This is a genomic window from Streptomyces sp. NPDC030809 (genome assembly GCF_055572195.1).
On record NZ_JBVIDV010000006.1, the window covers coordinates 108,156 to 129,659 of the forward strand.

Annotated in this window: 19 protein-coding genes; 5 read left to right on the plus strand and 14 right to left on the minus strand. The window is 74.1% G+C overall.

Annotation, left to right across the window (positions count from 1 at the left end; translation table 11 throughout):
* Positions 1–88: 88 nt before the first annotated feature.
* From pheT to infC, 7 genes are all read right to left on the minus strand, one after another.
* Complete coding sequence (gene pheT / locus ACZ407_RS10620) at positions 89–2,617, minus strand: phenylalanine--tRNA ligase subunit beta (RefSeq protein WP_468127278.1); 2,529 nt, start codon at positions 2,615–2,617, stop codon at positions 89–91.
* Positions 2,617–3,744: a phenylalanine--tRNA ligase subunit alpha gene (gene pheS, locus ACZ407_RS10625; RefSeq protein ID WP_468127280.1), complete on the minus strand. Its 1,128-nt coding sequence runs from the start codon at positions 3,742–3,744 to the stop codon at positions 2,617–2,619. Before pheS ends, pheT begins: the two co-directional genes overlap by 1 nt.
* A gap of 133 nt (positions 3,745–3,877) precedes the next feature.
* Positions 3,878–5,032 (minus strand): sensor histidine kinase, encoded by a 1,155-nt coding sequence (locus tag ACZ407_RS10630; RefSeq protein WP_468127281.1) that lies wholly within the window; start codon positions 5,030–5,032, stop codon positions 3,878–3,880.
* Positions 5,033–5,085: 53 nt separating this feature from the next.
* Complete coding sequence (locus ACZ407_RS10635) at positions 5,086–5,943, minus strand: TrmH family RNA methyltransferase (RefSeq protein ID WP_468127283.1); 858 nt, start codon at positions 5,941–5,943, stop codon at positions 5,086–5,088.
* A gap of 143 nt (positions 5,944–6,086) precedes the next feature.
* Positions 6,087–6,473: a 50S ribosomal protein L20 gene (gene rplT / locus ACZ407_RS10640; protein ID WP_043227974.1), complete on the minus strand. Its 387-nt coding sequence runs from the start codon at positions 6,471–6,473 to the stop codon at positions 6,087–6,089.
* Between the two features lie 101 nt (positions 6,474–6,574).
* Complete coding sequence (gene rpmI, locus ACZ407_RS10645; protein WP_030192941.1) at positions 6,575–6,769, minus strand: 50S ribosomal protein L35; 195 nt, start codon at positions 6,767–6,769, stop codon at positions 6,575–6,577.
* Between the two features lie 101 nt (positions 6,770–6,870).
* The gene (infC, locus tag ACZ407_RS10650) at positions 6,871–7,536 is read right to left on the minus strand and encodes a translation initiation factor IF-3 (protein ID WP_468127285.1); all 666 of its coding nucleotides are present in this window, start codon (positions 7,534–7,536) and stop codon (positions 6,871–6,873) included.
* 365 nt (positions 7,537–7,901) lie between these two features.
* Here infC and ACZ407_RS10655 point away from each other — a divergent pair, with 365 nt between their 5' ends.
* Positions 7,902–8,288 carry a DUF1844 domain-containing protein gene (locus ACZ407_RS10655; protein ID WP_468127287.1) on the plus strand — a complete coding sequence of 129 codons (387 nt, stop codon included), beginning with the start codon at positions 7,902–7,904 and terminating at the stop codon, positions 8,286–8,288.
* A 151-nt stretch (positions 8,289–8,439) separates the two neighbouring features.
* On the opposite strand, the gene ACZ407_RS10660 is transcribed toward ACZ407_RS10655, so the two are convergent.
* From ACZ407_RS10660 to ACZ407_RS10670, 3 genes are read right to left on the minus strand one after another with little or no spacing between them, the layout of a single operon-like run.
* Positions 8,440–9,180, minus strand: coding sequence for an SseB family protein (locus ACZ407_RS10660; RefSeq protein WP_468127581.1), 741 nt, complete (start codon positions 9,178–9,180; stop codon positions 8,440–8,442).
* A gap of 12 nt (positions 9,181–9,192) precedes the next feature.
* Positions 9,193–10,401, minus strand: coding sequence for a type VII secretion-associated serine protease mycosin (mycP, locus tag ACZ407_RS10665; RefSeq protein ID WP_468127289.1), 1,209 nt, complete (start codon positions 10,399–10,401; stop codon positions 9,193–9,195).
* Positions 10,398–11,087, minus strand: a complete 690-nt coding sequence (locus ACZ407_RS10670; RefSeq protein WP_468127291.1) for a hypothetical protein — start codon at positions 11,085–11,087, stop codon at positions 10,398–10,400. The genes mycP and ACZ407_RS10670 overlap by 4 nt, the downstream gene beginning before the upstream one ends.
* A 583-nt stretch (positions 11,088–11,670) precedes the next feature.
* Between ACZ407_RS10670 and ACZ407_RS10675 the strand changes: the two genes are divergently transcribed.
* Complete coding sequence (locus ACZ407_RS10675; RefSeq protein ID WP_468127292.1) at positions 11,671–12,873, plus strand: amino acid deaminase/aldolase; 1,203 nt, start codon at positions 11,671–11,673, stop codon at positions 12,871–12,873.
* A gap of 39 nt (positions 12,874–12,912) precedes the next feature.
* On the opposite strand, the gene ACZ407_RS10680 is transcribed toward ACZ407_RS10675, so the two are convergent.
* The 4 genes from ACZ407_RS10680 to ACZ407_RS10695 form a co-directional block, all read right to left on the minus strand.
* On the minus strand, positions 12,913–14,232 hold the full coding sequence (locus tag ACZ407_RS10680; protein ID WP_468127294.1) for an HAD family hydrolase: 1,320 nt from the start codon (positions 14,230–14,232) through the stop codon (positions 12,913–12,915).
* A gap of 181 nt (positions 14,233–14,413) precedes the next feature.
* Entirely contained in the window at positions 14,414–15,199 is a 786-nt protein-coding gene (locus tag ACZ407_RS10685) for a 3-oxoacyl-ACP reductase (protein ID WP_468127295.1), read from the minus strand.
* Positions 15,200–15,204: 5 nt separating this feature from the next.
* Entirely contained in the window at positions 15,205–16,572 is a 1,368-nt protein-coding gene (locus tag ACZ407_RS10690) for an aldehyde dehydrogenase family protein (protein WP_468127297.1), read from the minus strand.
* An 8-nt stretch (positions 16,573–16,580) separates the two neighbouring features.
* Positions 16,581–17,954 (minus strand): glutamine synthetase family protein, encoded by a 1,374-nt coding sequence (locus ACZ407_RS10695; RefSeq protein WP_468127299.1) that lies wholly within the window; start codon positions 17,952–17,954, stop codon positions 16,581–16,583.
* Positions 17,955–17,992: 38 nt separating this feature from the next.
* Here ACZ407_RS10695 and ACZ407_RS10700 point away from each other — a divergent pair, with 38 nt between their 5' ends.
* The 3 genes from ACZ407_RS10700 (at position 17,993) to ACZ407_RS10710 (ending at position 21,238) form a co-directional block, all read left to right on the plus strand.
* Complete coding sequence (locus tag ACZ407_RS10700) at positions 17,993–18,778, plus strand: FadR/GntR family transcriptional regulator (protein WP_468127301.1); 786 nt, start codon at positions 17,993–17,995, stop codon at positions 18,776–18,778.
* A 137-nt stretch (positions 18,779–18,915) separates the two neighbouring features.
* The gene (gene eat / locus ACZ407_RS10705; RefSeq protein ID WP_468127303.1) at positions 18,916–20,454 is read left to right on the plus strand and encodes an ethanolamine permease; all 1,539 of its coding nucleotides are present in this window, start codon (positions 18,916–18,918) and stop codon (positions 20,452–20,454) included.
* 82 nt (positions 20,455–20,536) lie between these two features.
* The gene (locus ACZ407_RS10710; RefSeq protein WP_468127305.1) at positions 20,537–21,238 is read left to right on the plus strand and encodes a gamma-glutamyl-gamma-aminobutyrate hydrolase family protein; all 702 of its coding nucleotides are present in this window, start codon (positions 20,537–20,539) and stop codon (positions 21,236–21,238) included.
* Positions 21,239–21,504: the final 266 nt, after the last annotated feature.

The following is a 21,504-nucleotide window of genomic DNA, read 5'->3' on the forward strand; positions in this document are numbered from 1 at the left end:
CTGAACGAGTGAGGGGCGCACCCGGTGACCCGGGTACGCCCCTCGATGATCCTCACGGACCGTGGCCGCGGTGCGGCCGTGCCCGCTCTCAGGCGCCGCGCAGCACCGCGCCGGTGCGCTCGGCGGCGAGCGCGACGGCCGCGTCGCGGGCCGCCGTGGACTCCTCGGCCGTCAGCGTCCGGTCGGGGGCGCGGAAGCGCAGCGCGTACGCGAGCGACTTCTTGCCCTCGCCGACCTGCTCGCCGGTGAACACGTCGAACAGCCGCAGCGATTCGAGCAGTTCGCCGGCGCCCTTGCGCAGCGCGGCCTCGACGGCGGCGGCCGGAACCGACGCGTCGACGATCAGCGCCACGTCCTGGGTGGCCACCGGGAAGGTGGAGATCCGCGGGGCCTGCAGGGCCCGGCCGCCGGCCGCCGCGAGGCGGTCGAGGTCGATCTCCATGGCGCTGGTGCGGGCGGGCAGGCCGAGGGCCTTGACCACGCGCGGGTGCAGCTCGCCGGCGTGGCCGATGACCTGCTCCACCCCGTCGAGGGTGACGAGCAGCTCGGCGCAGCGGCCCGGGTGCCAGGGGCCGTAGCGGCCCTGCCGGACCACGAGCTCCGCGCCGGCCTCGCGGGCCAGGGAGCGCGCGGCCTCGACGGCGTCCGCCCAGTCGGCCGGACGGCCCTTGCCCCACCAGCCGGCCTGCTCGCGCGCACCGGCCAGCACGACCGCGGCGTGCCGCGGCTGGGCGGGCAGCGCGGCGTTGAGCGCGGCCACCTCCTCGTCCGTGGGACGGCGGTCGACGGGCAGGCGCACCGCGCGGCCCGGCTCGGCCCCGGCCTTGAAGACCAGGCCGGTCTCGAACAGCGCGAGGTCGTGGCTGCCGCGGCTGTCGTTGCGGCGCAGCGCCCCGAGCAGGCCCGGCAGCAGGGTGCTGCGCAGGGCCGGCTCCTCGTCGGAGATCGGGTTGACGAGCTTGACCACCTGGCGGGTGGCGTCGTGCGCGGGCAGCTGGAGCTGGTCGAAGACCTGCTCGCCGAGGAACGGGTAGTTCAGCGCCTCGACGTAGCCGGCCCCGGCCAGCGCGCGGCCCACCCGGCGGTGCAGCTGCTGCCGGGCGGTCAGACCGCGGCCCGACGGGGGCTGCGGCAGGGTGGAGGGCAGGTTGGCGTAGCCCTCCAGCCGGATGACCTCTTCGGCCAGGTCGTTGGGCTCGCGCAGGTCGGGGCGCCACGAGGGCACGGTGACGACGAGCTCGTCCTGGCCGTAGACGTCGCAGCCGACCTCCTGGAGGCGGCGGACGACGGTCTCGCGGCCGTACGCCACGCCGGCCACCTTGTCCGGGTGGTCGGCCGGCATCGCGATGGTGTGCGGGGCCGAGGGGGCGGTCAGCTCGGTGACGCCGGCCTCGGCGGTGCCGCCGGCCAGCAGCACCAGCAGGTCCACGGTCCGCTGCGCGGCCGCGGCGGCGGCCTGCGGGTCCACCCCGCGCTCGAAGCGCCGCGAGGCCTCCGAGGACAGCTTGTGGCGGCGGGCGGTGCGCGAGATCGACAGGGGGTCGAAGTGCGCCGCCTCGACCACGATGTCCGTGGTGCCCGTGACCAGGCCGGTCTCGGGGTCGGTCACCGGGTCGGCGATCTCGGTGTTCTGGCCGCCCATGACGCCGGCCAGACCGATCGGCCCGTTGTTGTCGGTGATCACCAGGTCCTCGGCGTCGAGGGTCCGCTTGGTCCCGTCGAGGGTGGTGAACTTCTCGCCCGGCTCGGCCCGGCGGACCCCGATGGGGCCGTCGAGGCGCGCGCGGTCGTACGCGTGCAGCGGCTGGCCGAGCTCCAGCATCACGTAGTTGGTGATGTCGACGGCCAGCGAGATCGGGCGCATGCCCGCCTTCTGCAGGCGGCGCTTGAGCCAGATCGGCGACCGGGCGTCCGGGGAGACCCCGGTGACGGTGCGGGCCGTGAAGCGGTCGCAGCCCTGCGGGTCGTTGATCTGGACCAGGTAGCCGTACGAGTTCGGCGCCGGGACGTCGAGCAGCGCCGGGTCGCGCAGCGGCAGGCCGTACGCGGTGGCCGTCTCGCGGGCGACGCCGCGCATCGAGAGGCAGTAGCCGCGGTCCGGGGTGACGGCGATGTCGAGCACCTCGTCGACGAGCTCCAGGAGCTCGATCGCGTCGGTGCCGACCTCGTGCTCCGGGGGCAGCACGATGATGCCGCCGGAACCGTCGTCGCCCATGCCCAGCTCGTCGCCGGAGCAGATCATGCCGTGCGAGGTCCGGCCGTACGTCTTGCGCGAGGCGATCGCGAAGTCGCCGGGCAGGACGGCGCCGGGGAGGACCACGACGACCTTGTCGCCCACGGAGAAGTTGCGGGCGCCGCAGACGATCTCCTGGGGCTCGCCGGTGCCGTTGGCCTGGCCGACGTCGACCGTGCAGAAACGGATCGGCTTGCGGAAGCCCTCGAGCTCCTCGATGGTCAGCACCTGGCCGACGACCAGGGGGCCCTTGAGGCCCGCGCCGAGCTGTTCGACGGTCTCGACCTCGAGACCGGCATCGATGAGCTTGGCCTGTACGTCACGACCGGTCTCGCCCGCAGGCAGGTCGACGTATTCCCGCAGCCAAGAAAGCGGGACCCGCATCAGATCTCCATCCCGAACGGCCGGGTGAACCGGACGTCACCCTCGACCATGTCTCGCATGTCTTCCACGTTGTGGCGGAACATCAGCATCCGCTCGATGCCGAACCCGAAGGCGAACCCGCTGTACTTCTCGGGGTCCACACCGCAGGCGGTGAGCACCTTGGGGTTGACCATTCCGCAGCCGCCGAGCTCGATCCAGCCCTCGCTGGAGCAGGTGCGGCACGGGCGGTCGGGGTTGCCCACCGACTCGCCGCGGCACACGTAGCACTGCATGTCCATCTCGGCGGACGGCTCGGTGAACGGGAAGAAGTTCGGGCGCAGCCGCGTGGTCATGTCCGGGCCGAAGAGGGCCTGCACCATGTGGTCCAGGGTGCCCTTCAGGTCGGCCATGGTGAGGCCCTCGTCCACGGCGAGCAGCTCGACCTGGTGGAAGACCGGGGTGTGCGTGGCGTCGAGCTCGTCGGTACGGAAGACCCGGCCCGGGCAGACGACGTACACGGGCGGCTGCCGGTCGAGCAGCGAGCGGGCCTGCACCGGGGAGGTGTGGGTGCGCAGCACGACGCCGGACTCGTCTCCTTCGGTGCCCTCGGGGCCCTGGACGAAGAAGGTGTCCTGCATCTGGCGCGCCGGGTGGTCGGGCGTGAAGTTGAGGGCGTCGAAGTTGAACCACTCCGCCTCGACCTCGGGGCCCTCGGCGACCTCGTACCCCATGGCCACGAAGATGTCCGCGATGCGGTCCATCAGCGTGGTCAGGGGGTGGCGGGCGCCGGCGGGCACGCGGTCGTACGGCAGCGTGACGTCCACCGCCTCCTCGACCAGCACGCGCTCGTCGCGCTCCGCCTCGAGCTCCGCGAGGCGCTCCGCGAACGCCTTGTTCACGGCGCCGCGGGCCTGGCCGACGCGCTTGCCGGCCTCGGCCTTCGCCTGCGGCGGCAGCGCGCCGATCTCGCGGTTGGCGAGGGACAGCGGCGAGGTGCCGCCGGCGTGGGCGGTCTTCGCGTGCGCCAGTGCCTCGAGGTCGCCGGCGGCCGCGAAGGCGGCGAGCGCCTCGTCCCGCATGCGCTCGATCTCTTCCGGTTTCAGTGCCTCGACCTCGACAGGGTCGTACGACTTGTTCGGTGCCGACATCTCTTCCCGTACTTCCGATGGGCTGGCTGGAGGTCCCCGCTCGACACAAGGACACAAAGGTGCCAAAGGACGAGTCTAAAGGCCGCTGGGGGTGAAGGAGCCCGTGGGCCGCCTGGCGAGACGCTCGGCAGGGTTACTGCGCGAGGTAGGCCGGGGCTGCCACGGGCAGGGTAAATCGGAACTCGGCGCCGCCGCCGGGGCCGCGGCCGACCGTGATGCCGCCGCCGTGCGCCTCCACGATGCCCTTGACGATGTACAGGCCCAGGCCGGTGCCGCCGCGCTTGCTCCCCCGCCAGAAGCGGGTGAAAACGCGGCCCATCGACTCTTCGGGGATGCCGGGGCCTTCGTCGGTCACGGTGACGGCGGTTCCCTTCTCGTGGGGGGCCACCTCGATGGTGACTGTTCCCTCGCCGTGCCGCACGGCATTTTCGAGCAGGTTGCCGAGCACCTGGTCGATCTTGTCGGGGTCGGCCCACAGGTCGGGCAGGGGCCGGCCGATGCGGACGAGGAAGCGCTCGGGGGCCTGCCCGTTCGCGGTGAGGGCCTGGATGTGGCGGCCGACGGCGGTGGCGATGTCCACGGGCTGGCGGCGCAGCTCCAGCCGCCCGGAGTCGATGCGGGAGATGTCGAGGAGCTCGGCGATCAGCCGGGTGACCCGGTTGGCGTCGGCGTCGACGGTCTCCAGCATGAGCCGCTTCTGGTCGTCGGTGAACCGCTCCCACTTGGCCAGCAGGGTGGCGGTGAACCCCTTCACGGAGGTCAGCGGGGAGCGCAGCTCGTGGGCGACGGTGGCGATCAGCTCGGCGTGGCTGCGCTCGGTGCGGCGGCGGGCCTCGGTGCCGCGGAGGGTCACCACCAGGCGCCGCAGCGGGCCGGTGGGGTGCTCGCGGACGTACCGGGCGGAGACGAGCACCTCGCGGCCGCCGGGCAGCAGCAGGTTGCGCTCGGGCTGGCCGCGGCGGGTGGCGAGGCCCCCGTACGGGTCGGTGAGGGCCCACCAGCGGCGGCCTTCGAGGTCCTCCAGCGGAAGGGCGCTCTCGATCCGGGCGCCGAGGGCGGTACGGGGGTCCACGGCGGTGATGCGGGCGGCGGCCCGGTTGAAGCAGACCACGCGGCCGGTGGCGTCGGCCACGACCAGGCCGTCCGGGAGTTCGTCGGGGTCCAGCCCGTACGGGCCGTCGCCGGCGGGGGCCGGGGGGCGCTCCGGGGCGGGGTGGGGCTGCCGGGGCACGGGGCCGGGCGCGGCCGTCCCGTGCACGTGCGGCGAGCTGTTCGTACCGACGGTCATGTCCCCGTACCCCACATCTCCGAGTGCGCAGTGGGCCCCGGGCCGCCACATTACTAGGTGGGGGTGACGGAGCGGCACCCTCCGGGCGCCCGCTGTGCACGCGCGGACGCGTACAGGCACACCGCGGCGGCGGTGGCGAGGTTGAGGCTCTCGGCCTTGCCGTGGATCGGGACGCGGACCACGGCGTCGGCCAGGGCGCGGGTCTCCTCGGGCAGGCCCCAGGCCTCGTTGCCGAAGACCCAGGCGGTGGGGCCGCCCATGGTGCCGGCGTCGAGCTCGGCGTCGAGGTCGTCGGTGCCGGCCCCGTCGGCGGCGAGGATCCGCACCCCGGCCTCCCGCAGTCCGGCGACGGCCTGCTCGACCGGTACGCCGACGGCGACGGGCAGGTGGAAGAGCGAGCCGACGGAGGCGCGGACGGACTTGGGGTTGTACAGGTCCACGGAGGCGTCGGTGAGCACCACGGCGTCGGCTCCGGCCGCGTCGGCGCAGCGCAGGACGGTGCCGGCGTTCCCGGGGTCGCGGACGTGCGCGAGCACGGCGACCAGCCGGGGCCGGGCCTTGAGGATCTCCTCGAAGGGCGAGTCCAGGAAGTGGCAGACGCCGACCAGGCCCTGCGGGGTGACCGTCTGGGAGACCTCGGCGAGCACCTCGTCGGAGGCGTGGTGGACGCGGGCGCCGGCGGCCCGGGCGGCCTCGATGATGTCGGCGTAGCGCTCGGCTGCCTCGGCGGTCGAGAACAGCTCGATCAGGGTCGGGCCGGCCTCGCCGCGGTGCTCGACGGCCTCGCGGACGGCCTGCGGGCCCTCGGCGATGAACCTGCGCTCCTTGGTACGGAAGTTGCGCCGCGCGAGTCGGCGGGCGGCGGCCACCCTGGGGGACCGCGGGGAGATCGGCTCGGCGGGGGTTGCCATGGGAGGGTCGGCTCTCTTCCGTACGTGCGGAGGGATCGTTCAAACGCACCGGACCCGCAGGCGCGGGGCCTGCGGGTCCGGGCACATGCCTATGAGGCGCTGAGCGGTGAGGCTCGGAGCGGCCTCGGCGAAGGGGGCCTGGATCAGGCGGCGGCCTTCGGGGCGTTGACGTCGGCCGGGAGCGCCTTCTGCGCGACCTCGACCAGCGCGGCGAACGCGTTGCTGTCGTTGACGGCCAGCTCGGCGAGGATCTTGCGGTCCACCTCGATGTTGGCGGCCTTCAGACCCTGGATGAGGCGGTTGTACGTCATGCCGTTCTGGCGGGCAGCGGCGTTGATGCGCTGGATCCACAGCTGACGGAAGTCGCCCTTGCGCTTCTTGCGGTCGTTGTAGTTGTAGACCAGCGAGTGGGTGACCTGCTCCTTGGCCTTGCGGTACAGGCGCGAACGCTGACCGCGGTAGCCGGAGGCCGCCTCGAGGATCGCCCGGCGCTTCTTGTGGGCGTTTACTGCCCGCTTGACGCGTGCCACTTGTTAACTCCTTGTAGCGGGGCCGTGGTTGTCTTCACACGGCCCGAATTCGATAGGGTCCCGGTCTCGACGTCCCGCTCCCGAGGGGGAGCGGAAGGACGTCACTTGCCGAGAAGCTTCTTGATCTTCGCGGCGTCGCCCGGGGCCATCTCGGCGTTGCCGGTGAGGCGACGCGTCAGCTTGGACGACTTGTGCTCGAGCAGGTGGCGCTTGCCGGCGCGCTCACGGAGCACCTTGCCGGAGCCGGTGATCTTGAAGCGCTTCTTGGAACCGCTGTGCGTCTTGTTCTTCGGCATGGCGCCGTTGTCTCCTCGTCGGTGGCGCTCCCACCGGTCCTTGCGGACCGGCACCGGGAGCGTCAGTTGTGTCGATTGATCCGGGGCAGGCTGCTCCGGAATCAGGCCTCGGCGGATTCCTCAGCTGCGGGGGCCTCGGCGGGGACGTCCTCGGACGCCTCCGCGGGCTGGCCCTGGCGCTCGGCCTTGCGGGCGGCCTGCGCCTCGCGGGCTTCGGCCATCGCCTCGGTCTTCTTCTTGTGCGGACCGAGGACCATGATCATGTTGCGGCCGTCCTGCTTCGGGTTCGACTCGACGAAACCGAGGTCCTGGACGTCCTCCGCCAGACGCTGCAGCAGTCGGTAGCCGAGCTCCGGCCGGGACTGCTCGCGACCACGGAACATGATCGTGATCTTGACCTTGTCGCCCTGCTTGAGGAACCGGACGACGTGACCCTTCTTGGTGTCGTAGTCGTGCGGGTCGATCTTCGGCCGGAGCTTCATCTCCTTGATGACCGTGTGCGCCTGGTTCTTGCGCGCCTCACGGGCCTTCATGGCCGACTCGTACTTGAACTTCCCGTAGTCCATGAGCTTGCAGACGGGCGGACGGGCGTTCGCCGCCACCTCGACAAGGTCGAGGTCGTACTCCTGCGCAAGCTCCAGGGCCTTGGCAAGCGGAACAATCCCGACCTGCTCGCCGCTGGGACCGACAAGTCGCACCTCGGGAACGCGAATCCGGTCGTTGATGCGGGGCTCGGCGCTGATGGATCCTCCTCGGTAGCACCACACGGCTGCCTGGCAGACAGCCGCGGACGTCTGTTCTTGGGAGACCTGCCGTACCGAGGACAATGAAAAAAGCCCCGGAACGGACACAGGCGGGAGCTCCATGGAACCGGAGCACCGCCGCATGAACGTGCGGGGCGCACATCGGGAGGCGTTCCATCGTCCGTACGGAACGATGGATGCCACCTGACCGGTGACCCGCCGTCCCGGAGGGCGGTCGGGTGGGAGTACGGAGCCTCCACTTGCGGGCCGGGGACATGCGTCTCCGGCCGGTCGTCACACAAGGTTAGCAGGACCGGGCCGCGGGTGCGAACCGGGTGGGAGCGGACCGGCGTCGTCCGCCTCCCGCCCACCGGCTTATCGTGTGAGGCATGACTGACGCGACGCCCCCCACCGCCCCGGAGGCCGGCCAGGCCCCGGACGCCCCCGACTACGACGCCATGACCCGCGACATCGCGGACGTGCCCGCGGTCGAGGTGATCACCACGGTGGCGGTCCACCTGCTGAGCGCCGCCGCGGTCAACCTCGGCCTCGACAAGCCGGACTCCGAGCACAAGGACCTCGACGAGGCCCGCAAGCTGATCACGGCCCTGGCCGGGCTGGTCACCGCGAGCGCGACCGAGATCAGCTCCTTCCACGCGGCTCCGCTGCGTGACGGGCTGAAGTCGCTCCAGCTGGCCTTCCGCGAGGCCTCGATCGTCCCCGACGAGGCGGGCCAGGGCCCGGGCGAGAAGTTCACGGGCCCGGTCTTCGCCTGACGGGACGGCCGCGCCGCCGCGGCCGCTCCCACCCGTTCTGCTCTCCTTCTGCTTTTCTGCTGCTCCTGCTGTTCCTGATCTGCCGTGCATGTGCCGAGGCCGGCACCCGGACCGCGTGTCCGGGTGCCGGCCTCGTCGCGTTCCCGGCGGTTCAGCGGGTGAACAGCGGCTCGCCGGGCGGGGCGGGGGCGGCGGCGGGCAGCAGCGCCAGGTTGAGCCCGCGCACCAGGCGGGCCCGCAGCGTCTCGTCGGCGGCCAGGGCCTCCGCGACCCGGCGGGCCGCGGCCGGGGCCTGCGTACCGTCGGCGAGGACGATGGCGAGGATGCCGTCCGCGTCGGGGCCGCCCGGGGCGAGGTGGGCCCGCAGCACGGCGGGCTCGGCGGCGACGGCCGCACGGACCGCGGCGGTGACGGCGGGGTCGGCCAGCGGGTCCGCCGAGCTGCGGCCCTCGGCGAGGGCGAGCAGGGCGGCCCCGGTGAGCTGGTAGGTGACCGGGCCGGCCATGTCGAGGACGACGGTGTCGGCCTTCTCGTGGGCGGCGGCCTGGAGCGCCTGGTGCAGCGGTACGGCCACGGGGCGGGCCGAGGGGTCCCAGCGGGCCAGGGACTCGGTCGAGGTGAAGGCGGGCAGCGCCCGCCGGTCGCCGGCCCGCAGGGTGGGCACGGCCATGTCGCTGGTCTTCTCCCGCCGCAGCCCGGTCTCCGGGTCCTCCTCGACCTCGCCGAGGACGGCGACCACGGGGACCAGCAGGCGCGCACCCGCGAGGGCGGCCAGCACCTGGGGCTCGGCCGATCTGTCCTCGGCCCACGCGGCGAGGGCCGCGCTCAGCCGGGGATCGGCGGAGCCGTCGTCTTCGGAGAAACCGGGGTCGGGAATGTTCTTCAGGGCCACAATCACCCGACCCTATCCCCTGCCCCGGCCCCCGGGGTCCGCCGGTGCGCGGCGGCGGCGTCCGAGCGCGAGGCCCGCGGCCAGCAGCAGCGCCCCGGCCCCGCCGGCGGTGAGCGCGGGCAGCGAGGCGGCCGGGTCCGGCGGGGCCGGGGGCCGGGGGCCGGGCCCGAACCAGCGCTGCGGCGCGGGTGCGGGCACCGGCACGGCGGGCTCGGGCGTCTGCCGCGCGGCGGCGGCCAGCGCGGCGGCGGGATCGACCAGGCCGTGCCCGCGGGAGTCGTCGCGGCCGCCTTCGGGCGCGTCCCGGGCGGTGTCCTCCAGCAGCCGCTTGATCTGTGCGGGCGACAGGCCCGGGTAGGCGGAGCGCAGCAGGGCCGCGGCACCGGAGACGAAGGCGGCGGCGGCGCTGGTGCCCCAGCCCTCGTAGTAGCTGCGGTCGGGGTCGGCGATGACGATGTCCACGCCGGGGGCGCTGACGGTGGCGTACCAGTGGCGGGTGGAGAAGGGGGCCTTGTTGTCGAGGCGGTCGACGGCCGTGACGGCGATCACCCCGGGGTAGGCGGCCGGATAGGAGACCCGGTCGCCGCCCTGGCCGCCGTTGCCGGCGGAGGCGACCACGACGATGCCCTTGGCCAGGGCGTACTGGACCGCCTCGTCCTCGGCGGCCTCGTGGTGGGCGGAGGCGCTGTCGTCGCCGAGGGAGAGGTTGATCACGTCGGCGCCGTGGTCGGCGGCCCAGCGGATGCCCTCGGCGAGGGCGCCGCCCTTGCTCTGCCGGGCCTTGGCGCGGCCTGGGTCGCCCTCTTCGAGGATCACGCGGACCGGCAGGATGCGGGCGCCGGGTGCGATGCCGAGCACTCCGCGGCCGTCGCCGGGGCCGTGGCCGCGGCCCGCGATGATCCCGGCCATGGCGGTGCCGTGCCGGGCCCAGGTGCGGTCCCCGCGGGCGGCGCCGAAGCCGACCAGGTCGGTGCCCTCGGCCACCTGGCCGCGCAGGTCGGGGTGGGTGGCGTCGACTCCGGTGTCGAGGACGGCCACGGTGACCCCGGCCCCGTCGGTGGTCTGCCAGGCCTCGTGCGCGTGCAGTGCTTCGAGGGCCCACTGCCGGTCGCGGATGCCGTCGGCCGCCGCGGGCGCCGCGCTCCCGGCCACGGAGGCCGCGGCGAGGCCGAGCACGGCCCCCAGCGCCCGTACGACGGGCCGCCCCGTGCGCGCGGTCACCGGCCGGCCCCCGGGCGGGCGGCCGGGGCGGGGCCGGCGGCGGTGCGGCGCAGGGCCCGCTCGATGCGGTCGGCCACCGCCTGTGCCTCGTGGCCGAGGCCGGCCTGGGCGGCGGGGCTGGTGTCGGTGGGGGCGGTGGCCGAGGCGGCGGGGCGGGGGCGCGCGACCGTGCGGCCGTCGGCGAAGGCGGACACGGCGTAGACGACCACGGGGGCGTCGGGGAGGACGGAGACGGCCCAGCTGGCGCGCTGCCGGTCGGCGAGGCCGAGGGCGCGGGGCGGCGGGGCGACGGGTTCGAAGCGGGCGCGCAGGGTGCCCATCGCGGTGCGGCCGGCGGGGGTGAAGACCATCCCCGCGCTGACGACCGAGCTGCGGGTGGCATCGGTGTACGTGGCCCGGAGCAGCCGGGTGCAGCCGACGGGGGCGAGGGCCTGCGCCCAGGCGTCCCCGAGGGCCGGGGTGCAGGGGCCGTCGGGGGCGACCGAGGTGCGGATCCAGCGGCGGGCGGCCCCGCCGGGCCCGGCGCCCTCGCCCACGAGGACCGGCGGGAGCAGGGTGTCCACGGGCTCCTCCCGCCAGAGTTCGCCGGCCCGCGCCCAGGAGGCCTCGTCGGCGGGCACCTCCTCCACGGCCCGTGCGGCCCAGCTCCCGGCCACGGCGCCGGCCACGAGCCCGCTGCCGAGCACCCAGCAGACGACGGCTGCGGCGCGGGCCCCCCGGCCCGCCCGCGCGGGGGCCGCGCCCGGCCCCGGCTCCCCCGGCGGCGGGCCGGGGCGGGGCGGGGGCGTCGGGGGGGATCCGGGGCCGGGGTGCCGAGCGGGATGCGGCCCGGACGCGGGGCGGGCCTGCGGGTACGGGCCGGGGCCGGGCGGGAGCGGCCGCGGCTCGGCCGGGCCCGGGCCGAAGTGCGCGGACGGGCCTGAGTGTTCGGGTGGGCCGGAGTGCTCGGCCGGGCCTGCCGGGTGGCGGGCGGGCCGGGGTCCGGAAGGCGGCGCGGACCAGGGTCCGGGGGGTGGTGCGGACCAGGGTCCGGGCGGTGGTGCGGACCGGGCCGGAAACCTGCCCTGCGGGCCAGGGCCCGGGCCCGGGGCCGGGGCGGGGGGCCGCGGGCGCGGTTCGGGCGGGTGGTGACTGGTCGTCATGCGGATCCGCCCCCGTTCCGTACCCCTCGTACGCCGCGTACTCTACGGGGCCCGGCGGGGCTCCGGTGGCCGTGTGCGGACGGGTTGACCCCTACCCACGGGTAGCGCGATCTGGCACGCTGCGCGCATGACTTCCCCTGCCGCCGACCGGGCCCGCTACGACCGGGCCACCGCCCATCTCGACGCTCCGCTCGCGATCGTCGATCTGGAGGCGTTCGACGCGAACGCGCGGGACTTGCGCCGCCGGGCCGGGGGCAAGCCGGTGCGCGTGGCGAGCAAGTCGGTCCGGTGCCGGGCGCTGCTGGAACGGGTCCTGGCCATGGACGGGTTCGCGGGCCTGATGTCGTACACGCTCGCCGAGTCGCTGTGGCTGGCCCGGTCCGGCTTCGAGGACGTGCTGCTCGCCTATCCCTCCGCGGACCGGGCCGGATACGCGGAGCTGGCGGGCGATCCGAAGCTGGCGGCGGCCGTGACCGTGATGGTCGACGACGTGGCCCAGCTGGACCTGATCGACCGGGCGCGGGCGGGCGGCGCGCAGGAGATCCGGGTGTGCCTGGAGCTGGACACGGCGCTGCACCTGTTCGGCGGCCGGGTCCGGGTGGGCGCGCGGCGCTCCCCGCTGCGCGAGCCGGCCGCGCTGGCGGCCCTGGCGCGGACCGTGCAGCAGCGCCCTGGCTTCCGTGTGGTGGGCCTGATGGCGTACGAGGGGCACATCGCCGGGGTCGGGGACGCGGTGGCCGGGCGGCCGCTGCGCTCGCGGGCGGTCCGGCTGATGCAGGCGGCCGCGCGCAAGGAGCTGGCGGTGCGGCGGGCGGAGGTGGTGCGGGCCGTCCGCGAGGCCGTGGGTGAACTGGAGTTCGTCAACGGCGGCGGTACGGGCAGTGTGCAGCACACGGCGGCCGAGGCGGCGGTGACGGAGATCGCGGCCGGCTCGGGGCTGTACGTGCCGCGGCTGTTCGACAACTACACCTCGTTCCGGGGCCGGCCGGCGGCGCTGTTCGCGCAGCCGGTGGTGCGGCGCCCCGGGGTGGGCGTGGTGACGGTGCTGGGCGGCGGCTACCCGGCCTCCGGGGCGGCGGGCGCGGACCGGCTGCCGGTCCCGTACCTGCCGCAGGGGCTGCGGTACGACCCGCAGGAGGGGGCCGGCGAGGTGCAGACCCCGCTCCTGGGGGCCCCGGCCGACGACCTGCTGATCGGCGACCGGGTGTGGTTCCGCCATGCGAAGGCGGGCGAGATGTGCGAGCGCTTCGACGAGCTGCACCTCGTGGAGGGGGACCGGGTGACGGCCGCCGTCCCGACCTACCGGGGCGAGGGCCGCACCTTCCTCTGAGGCGGTGGGCGGGGGCCGGGCCCGGTGCCCGGCCCCGGCTCAGTACACGGTGTCGAGCTGGTCGGGGACGGTGCTGCCGTCCTTGCGCAGCACCGGGGCCGGGGTGCCGTCGGCCCCGGTGTAGGCGGTACTGGCGCAGGGGTACGGGGTGGTCTTCTGCTTCTTCGGCTCGATGAACATGGGGTTGACGATCCAGCGGCGGTCGCTGTTGTCGTACGCCCGGCACATCAGCTCGTTCTTGTTGCGGTTGAGGACCAGGCGCAGGGCGGTCGCGTCGCGCAGGAACGATACGTCGGTGTCGGAGTCCCCGGCGGCGAACACCTGGCGGCGGCCGGCCGGCTGGACCTTCTCGGCGGCGGCGCCGCGGATCCCGAGGACGGCCTTGTTGATCCAGCAGCGCTTGCCGTCGATGTACGTGATCATCGAGTCCTGGCCGTCGCGGACGGTCCCGCAGCCCTGGAGGTGGGTGGTGAGGCGGCCGCGGGGCGTGGTGGTGTTGCGGATCCCGATGACGCGGCCGGGACCGATGCCGATCCCGCGGGCCCAGACCTCGACCACGGGCTGCGGGGAGGCGGAGCTGATCCACACGTCGAAGCCGGCCCGCTGCAGGGTGCGGACGAGGTCCTTCTGCTGGTCGTAGTAGCGGACCCAGCCGGTGGCGGAGCCGCTGCCGACCTGCTGCTTGGCGCCGATGGGCGCGGCGAGGTTCTCGGTGCGCGCGGCCGCGGCGAAGGAACGTATCTGCGCAGGGGTCCAGCCGTGCAGGAGCTGGGCCAGCCAGGCGTACCCGGGTTCGGTGGTGCGGCGGTTCCAGCCGGCGAAGGCGGGGGCGCCGGCGGTGGTGGCCCCGGTGCCGTAGACGGCGTTGATCTCGTCGGCGCAGGCGGTGCCGGCCGGGGTGCCGGTGGGCAGCGGGGCGCCGGGGGCGGCCAGGCCGTCGCAGGCGGCGGCCAGGGAGCGGGCGGCGGGTTCGGTGAGGTACCGGCTGGTGGTGGTCCAGTCCCCGCCCGCGGGCCGGCGGATCCGGCCGTTGCGCAGCATCCAGAACATGGTGGCGTCGCCGACGTCGTTCTTGACGACGGTGTTGTCCCAGTCGAAGACGGCGAGGGGCTTGGCGCTCCCGCCGGGCCGCTGCGGGCTGCACGTGCCGTACGTGTCGACGAGCCGCTGGAGGCGGGCCCGGTTGTCGCCGTACCAGCCGCCGCCGACCTGCGGGAGGGTGCAGTGCGCGGCGGCCGGGGAGCCGGTGGCGGCGGGGCGGGCGGCCTGGGCGGGTGCGGCGGCGGCGAGCCCGCCCGCGGCGATCGCGAGGGCGGCGGCGACGGCCGGCAGTCCGCGCGGGGTGGTGAAGGTGGTCACTCGGGTGGCGCTCCTGTCTGGGGGTGATCGTCGCGGACGGTAGACGCGACAGCCGGGCGTCGTGCGACGCCCGGCTGTCGGGGTGGGGGGATCCGGGTGAACGCTCGGTGCGCGCCCCGGCGGAGGGGCTGCGGACACCCGGGGGGGAGGCGGCCTGGGGACGGCGTCCGCCGCGGGCGGTCTACAGGGGGGTGACGTAGGCCCCGGAGATGCCGCCGTCGACGAGGAAGTCGGTGGCGTTGATGAACGAGGAGTCGTCGCTGGCGAGGAAGGCGACGGCGGCCGCGATCTCGGTGGGCTCGGCGAACCGGCCCAGCGGGATGTGCACGAGGCGGCGCGCGGCGCGCTCCGGGTCCTTGGCGAACAGCTCCTGGAGGAGCGGGGTGTTGACCGGCCCCGGGCACAGGGCGTTGACGCGGATGCCCTCGCGGGCGAACTGCACGCCGAGTTCGCGGGACATCGCGAGCACCCCGCCCTTGGAGGCGGTGTACGAGATCTGGGAGGTGGCGGCGCCCATGATCGCCACGAAGGAGGCGGTGTTGATGATGGAGCCGCGGCCCTGGCGCTGCATGTAGGGCAGGGCCGCCTTGCAGCAGAGGTAGACCGAGGTGAGGTTGACGTCCTGGACCCGCTTCCAGGCCTCCAGGCCGGTGGTGAGGATCGAGTCGTCGTCGGGGGGCGAGATGCCGGCGTTGTTGAAGGCGATGTCCACCGAGCCGTAGGTGTCGTAAGCGGTCTTGAACAGGGCCTCGACCTCTTCGGGGTCGGTGACGTCGACCTTGACGAAGGTGCCGCCGACCTCCTCGGCGGCGGCCTTGCCCGCCTTCTCGTCGATGTCCGCGCAGACCACGTTCGCGCCCTCGGACGCGAGGCGGCGGGCGGTGGCGAGGCCGATGCCGCTGCCGGCCCCGGTGATGACGGCGGTGCGGCCGACCAGGCGGCGGCAGACGATCTCTTCGGTGCTCATCGGGTTCAGGCCTCCGTGCTGATGAAGACGTTCTTGGTTTCCGTGAAGGCGGCGAGGGCGTCGGGGCCGAGCTCGCGGCCGAGTCCCGACTGGCCGAAGCCGCCGAAAGGGGTCCAGTAGCGGACGCTGCTGTGGGAGTTGACGGACAGGTTGCCGGCCCGGACGGCGCGGGAGACGCGGATGGCGCGGCCCACGTCGCGGGTCCAGAGCGAGCCGGAGAGCCCGTACTCGGTGGCGTTGGCCAGCCGGACGGCCTCCTCCTCGTCCTCGAAGGGCAGGACGACGGCGACGGGTCCGAAGACCTCCTCGGCGGCGACGGGCGCGGTGGGCGCGGCGCCGGTGACGAGGGTCGGCGGGTACCAGAAGCCGGGGCCTTCGGGGGCGGTGCCGCGGACGGCCGTGAGCTCTTCGGTGACGTACGACCGTACGCGCTCCAGCTGGGCGCGGGAGATCAGCGGGCCCATCTCGGTGCGCTCGTCGGCGGGGTCGCCCACGACCACCTTCTCGACGGCGGGGGCGAGGCGGGCGAGGAACTCGTCGTACACGGACCGCTGGACGAGGATCCGGGTGCGGGCGCAGCAGTCCTGGCCGCTGTTGTCGAGGAAGGCCATCGGCGCGGCGGCGGCGGCCGCTTCGAGGTCGGCGTCGGCGAAGACGATGTTGGGGCTCTTCCCGCCGAGTTCGAGGGTCACCCGCTTCACGCGGGCGGCGCACTTGGCCATGATCTGCTTGCCGACCCGGGTGGAGCCGGTGAAGACGATCTTCGCCACGCCGGGGTGCTCGACGAGGGCGTCCCCGGCGACCGGGCCGGCCCCGGGCAGCACCTGGAAGAGGTGTTCGGGCAGGCCCGCCTCCAGGGCGAGTGCGGCCAGCCGGAGTGCGGTGAGCGGGGTGGTCTCGGCCGGTTTGAGGATGACGGCGTTCCCGGCGGCGAGGGCCGGGGCGGTGCCCCATGCGGCGATCGGCATGGGGAAGTTCCACGGCGCGATGACGCCGACCACGCCGAGGGGTTCGAGGAAGGTGACGTCGAGGCCGCCGGGGACCGGGATCTGCCGTCCGGAGAGCCGTTCCACTCCCCCGGCGGCGAAGTCGAGCAGGTCGCGGACGTTGCCCGCCTCCCAGCGGGCGTTGCCGATGGTGTGCCCGGCCTCGGTGACCTCCAGCCGGGCGAGCTCCTCGCGGTGCTCGTCGACGACGGCGGCGAAGCGGCGCAGCAGCCGGGCCCGGTCCGCGGGGGCGGTGGCGGCCCAGGACCGCTGGGCGGCCGCGGCGCGGGTGACGGCCGCGTCCACGTCGGCGGCCGTGGCGGCCGGGACGGTGGCCACGAGCTCTTCGGTGGCGGGGTTGAGTACCTGGTGTTCGAGCGGGTGCAAGTGGTGCCTCACATGCGTTCGAAGGAGCGGCGCAGTTCCCAGTCGGTCACCGCGGAGTCGTAGGCGTCGAGCTCGACGCGGGCCATGTTGCGGTAGTGGGCCACGACCTCGTCGCCGAAGGCGGCCTTGGCGATGGCGCTGTTCTCCCACAGCTCGGCGGCCTCGCGCAGGGTGCCGGGTACGTGTTCGTAGTCGGCGGTGTAGGCGTTGCCGGGGCAGGCGGGGGGCAGTTCGAGGCGGTTCTCGATGCCGTAGAGCCCGGCCGCGACCAGGCCGGCGACGGCCAGGTACGGGTTGACGTCCCCGCCGGGGAGGCGGTTCTCGAAGCGCATGGAGCGGCCGTGGCCGACCACCCGCAGGGCGCAGGTCCGGTTGTCCGCTCCCCAGGCGACGGCCGTGGGCGCGAAGGAACCCGGGCGGAACCGCTTGTACGAGTTGATGTTCGGGGCGTAGAGAAGGGAGAACTCCCGGAGGGCCGCGAGCTGTCCGGCGAGGAAGTGCCGCATGACGGGTGACATCCCGTGGTGCGGGCCGCCGTCGTCACCCGCCATGACGTTGCGGCCTTCGGCGTCGGCGAGCGAGAGGTGGATGTGGCAGGAGTTGCCTTCGCGCTCGTTGTACTTGGCCATGAAGGTGAGGGACATGCCCTCCTGGGCGGCGATCTCCTTGGCCCCGGTCTTGTAGACGGAGTGCTGGTCGCAGGTGACGAGCGCCTCGTCGTAGCGGAAGGCGATCTCGTGCTGTCCGAGGTTGCACTCGCCCTTGGCGGACTCGACGGTCAGCCCGGCGGCGCCCATCTCGTTGCGGATCCGGCGCAGCAGCGGCTCGATGCGGCCGGTGCCGAGGACCGAGTAGTCGATGTTGTACTGGTTGGCCGGGGTCAGGTCCCGGTAGGCGGAGTTCCAGGCCTGCTCGTAGGTGTCCTTGAAGACGATGAACTCCAGCTCGGTGCCGACCTGTGCGGTCCAGCCGTGGGCGGCGAGGCGCTCCAGCTGGCGCCGCAGGATCTGGCGGGGGGCGGCGACGACGGGGCTGCCGTCGTTCCAGGCGAGGTCGGCCATGACCATCGCGGTCCCCTCGTTCCAGGGGACCCGGCGGAGGGTGGACAGGTCCGGGTGCATGGCGAAGTCGCCGTAGCCCCGGTCCCAGGAGGACATCTCGTAGCCGTCGACGGTGTTCATGTCGGCGTCCACGGCGAGCAGGTAGTTGCAGCCCTCGGTGCCGTGCGCGAGGACGTCGTCGAGGAAGAACTGTGCGGCGAACCGCTTGCCCTGGAGCCGGCCCTGCATGTCGGGGAAGGCCAGGACGACTGTGTCGATCTCGCCGGCGGCGACGAGGGCGCGAAGCTCCCCGATGCCGAGCGGCGGCGTGCGGTCTACCACGGGATTCTCTCCTTCGGTGCGCCGAGAAGCCATAAGGTATGGGGAACAACCATTGCTTGGGAAGAGGGGAAGCCATCGTGGCCGTCGAAAGTGTGAACCCGGGGGGCGCGGACCGGCTGAACCCGGTGCTGCGCCAGGTGCGCGCCGGCAACGGCTTCGAGGAGGCCCTGGCCCAGATCCTCCAGGTGGTCCGACTCGGCCTGGTGCCCGCCGGCGAACGACTTCCGCCCGAGCGGGAGTTGGCGGAGCGGATGGGAATCAGCCGGGTCACCCTCCGCGAGGTGCTGAAGGTGCTCCAGGACCAGGGCCTGCTGGAGAGCCGGCGCGGCCGGTACGGCGGTACGTTCGTGCTGCCCCGCCCCGACACTCCCGCGGACAGCGCCGAGGCGGAGCTGCGCCGCCGGGTCGCCGGCGTGGACATCGAGGACGTGCTGCGCTTCCGCGAGGTGCTGGAGGTGGGCGCCGCCGGACTGTGCGCCGCCCAGGGCCTGGCCGGGCCGGACGCCGCCCGGCTGCGCGCGGCGCTGCAGGCCACCCACGACGCGCCGCTGTCCGACTACCGGCGCCGGGACACGCTCTTCCACCTGACCCTGGCCGAGCTGTCCGGCTCCCCCACCCTCACCGCGCAGTACGCGGCCGTCCGCGCGACCGTCAACGAGCTGCTGGACTGCATCCCGCTGCTGGTGCGCAACCTCGAACACTCCCAGCAGCAGCACGAGGTGCTGGTGGGGGCGGTGCTGGAGCGGGACGCCGAGGCCGCCCGCGAGGTGATGCGCGAGCACTGCTGCGGCACGGCGGCCCTGCTGCGCGGGTTCCTGGCCTGAGCCGCGCGTGAGGGTTCCGTAACGGCCGTTTTACGCACGGGTCTTGCGCGTGGCCGGATCCGGCCGCAAAGGTATGCGCCTAAACCATTGCCGGGGTACCGTCCACCCTGCGCAAGCATCCCGAGGCAGGAGCGCACATGGCCGACTATGCCGAGAGCACACCAGCAGGGTCCGCGAGCACCTCCCCCGCCGCCCCCGCGGCCCCTTCCGCCCCTTCCGCCCCTTCCGCCCCTTCGGCCGCTCCGACCCCTTCCGCTGCCGCCGGCCCCGACGCCGACTACCTGGAGCGCCGCACCCTGCGCCGGGGCAGCGCCGGCTGGCTCCTGCTCACCGGCCTGGGCGTCGCCTACGTCGTGTCCGGGGACTTCTCCGGCTGGAACCTGGGCCTGGCCAAGGGCGGCTTCGGCGGCCTCGCCCTCGCCACCGTGCTGATGGGCGCCATGTACGCCTGCCTGGTGTTCTCCCTCGCCGAGCTCTCGGCGATCCTCCCCACCGCGGGCGGCGGCTACGGGTTCGCCCGGCGCGCGCTCGGCACCTGGGGCGGCTTCCTGACCGGCACCGCCATCCTCATCGAGTACATCCTCGCCCCGGCCGCGATCGTCATCTTCATCGGCGACTACGTGGAATCCCTCGGCCTGTTCGGGCTCACCTCCGGCTGGCCCGTCTACCTGGCCTGCTTCGCCCTGTTCATCGGCATCCACCTGTGGGGCGTCGGCGAGGCCCTGCGCTTCAGCCTGGTCGTGACCGCCATCGCGGTCGCCGCCCTGCTGGTCTTCGCCGTCGGCGCCTTCACCGGCTTCGACGCGGGCGGCCTCGACGACATCCCGGTGGACCCGGGCGCCGCCGGATCGAGCTCCTGGCTTCCCTTCGGGGTCCTCGGCATCTGGGCGGCCTTCCCCTTCGGCATGTGGTTCTTCCTCGGGGTCGAAGGGGTGCCGCTGGCCGCGGAGGAGGCCCAGGACCCGGTGCGCTCCATGCCCAAGGCCCTGGCCATCTCCATGGGCGTGCTCGTACTCCTCGCGGTGCTCACCTTCTTCGCGGCCACCGGGGCGCAGGGCGCGGCCGCGGTGAAGGACGCGGGGAACCCGCTGGTCGTCGCCCTGGAAGGGGACGGCGGCCCCACCGCACTGAGCCGGTTCGTCAACTACGCGGGCCTGGCCGGGCTGGTGGCCTCCTTCTTCTCGCTCATCTACGCCGGCTCCCGCCAGTTGTTCGCCCTCTCCCGGGCCGGGTACCTGCCCCGGTTCCTCTCGCTGACCAGCCGCCGCAAGGCCCCGTACCTGGGCCTGCTGATCCCCGGCGCGATCGGCTTCGCCCTCGCCGCGGCCACCGGCAACGGGGCCCGCATGCTCAACATCGCCGTCTTCGGCGCGACGATCTCGTACGCGCTCATGGCCCTGTCGCACATCGTGCTGCGGCGGCGCGAGCCGGGGCTGGCCCGGCCGTACCGGACCCCGGGCGGCATCGCGACCTCCTCGGTGGCCTTCGTACTCGCCCTGTCGGCCCTCGTCGCCACCTTCCTGGTGGACAAGGACGCGGCATTCATCGCAGTCGCCGTGTACGCCGTCGCCCTGGCCTACTTCGCCTTCTACAGTCGGCACCGTCTGGTGGCGGGCGCGCCCGAGGAGGAGTTCGCCGCCCTGGCCGCGGCCGAGGCGGAACTCGACCGCGGCTGATCCGGCCGCACCGCCCGCCCGACCGTCCGTTTCACGCCTTTCCCGCCCCCGTCCCGCCCCATCCCGTCCGGAGGTTCCCACCGTGCACAGGCCGCTCATCGGCATCACCACCTACCTGGAGGCGTCCACCCGCTACGGGCCCTGGGACGTTCCCGCGGCCCTCGCCCCCTCCGGGTACCACGAGCTCGTCCAGGCGTGCGGCGGCACCGCGGTACTGCTCCCGCCCGACGAACCCGAGGTGGCGGCCGCGCTGGTGGAGCGGCTGGACGGGCTGGTGGTCTCGGGCGGTCCGGACGTAGATCCCGCCCGGTACGGGGCGGCGCGCGAGCCGCGCACCGGCCCGGCCAACCCGGCGCGCGACACGTGGGAACTGGCCCTGGTGCAGGCCGCGCTGGCCGAGGGCACCCTGCCGCTGCTGGGCATCTGCCGCGGCATGCAGGTGCTGAACGTGGCCCTCGGCGGCACCCTGGTCCAGCACATCGACGGGCACGCGGCCGCCCCGGCCGTGGTCACCCCGCATCCGGTCCAGCCGGTGGCGGGCACCCGGTACGCGGCGATCGCCCCCGAGCCCTGCGACGTGCCCACCTACCACCACCAGGCGGTGGACCGGCTGGGCACAGGGCTGATCGTCTCGGCCTGGGCCGAGGACGGCACGGTCGAGGCCGTGGAACTGCCCGGCGAGCAGTGGGTCCTGGGCGTCCAGTGGCATCCGGAACGCGGCACGGACCTCCGCGTCATGCAGTCCCTGATCGAGTCCTGCCGCGCAACGGCCCCGGTCACCTGACACTCCCCGGCCCGCCCCCCGCCTCGCCCCGGCTCCGGCTCCGGCTCCGGTTCCGGACCGAGCCGGCGAAGATCCAGCCCGTCCGGCGATTGAGGACCGGGGTCCGGGGCGGAGCCCCGCGTGCTGCGCAGGATCCCCCTCCCCGGCAAACCGGCCCGGCACAATCCAGCCCGTCCGGCGATTGAGGACCGGGGTCCGGGGCGGAGCCCCGTGCAAGGCCCCCGCGCAGCAGACAGGTCCACCTCCCGGGGCCGCCGGGACCGCCA

Coding starts and splice junctions, on each gene's coding strand:
- ACZ407_RS10675 (WP_468127292.1), top strand. CDS start 11,671: ATGACTTCCCCTGCCGCCGACCGGGCCCGCTACGACCGGGCCACCGCC.
- ACZ407_RS10655 (WP_468127287.1), top strand. CDS start 7,902: ATGACTGACGCGACGCCCCCCACCGCCCCGGAGGCCGGCCAGGCCCCG.
- eat (WP_468127303.1), top strand. CDS start 18,916: ATGGCCGACTATGCCGAGAGCACACCAGCAGGGTCCGCGAGCACCTCC.
- ACZ407_RS10630 (WP_468127281.1), bottom strand. CDS start 5,032: ATGACCGTCGGTACGAACAGCTCGCCGCACGTGCACGGGACGGCCGCG.
- rpmI (WP_030192941.1), bottom strand. CDS start 6,769: ATGCCGAAGAACAAGACGCACAGCGGTTCCAAGAAGCGCTTCAAGATC.
- ACZ407_RS10685 (WP_468127295.1), bottom strand. CDS start 15,199: ATGAGCACCGAAGAGATCGTCTGCCGCCGCCTGGTCGGCCGCACCGCC.
- pheS (WP_468127280.1), bottom strand. CDS start 3,744: ATGTCGGCACCGAACAAGTCGTACGACCCTGTCGAGGTCGAGGCACTG.
- ACZ407_RS10700 (WP_468127301.1), top strand. CDS start 17,993: ATGGGGAACAACCATTGCTTGGGAAGAGGGGAAGCCATCGTGGCCGTC.
- pheT (WP_468127278.1), bottom strand. CDS start 2,617: ATGCGGGTCCCGCTTTCTTGGCTGCGGGAATACGTCGACCTGCCTGCG.
- ACZ407_RS10635 (WP_468127283.1), bottom strand. CDS start 5,943: ATGGCAACCCCCGCCGAGCCGATCTCCCCGCGGTCCCCCAGGGTGGCC.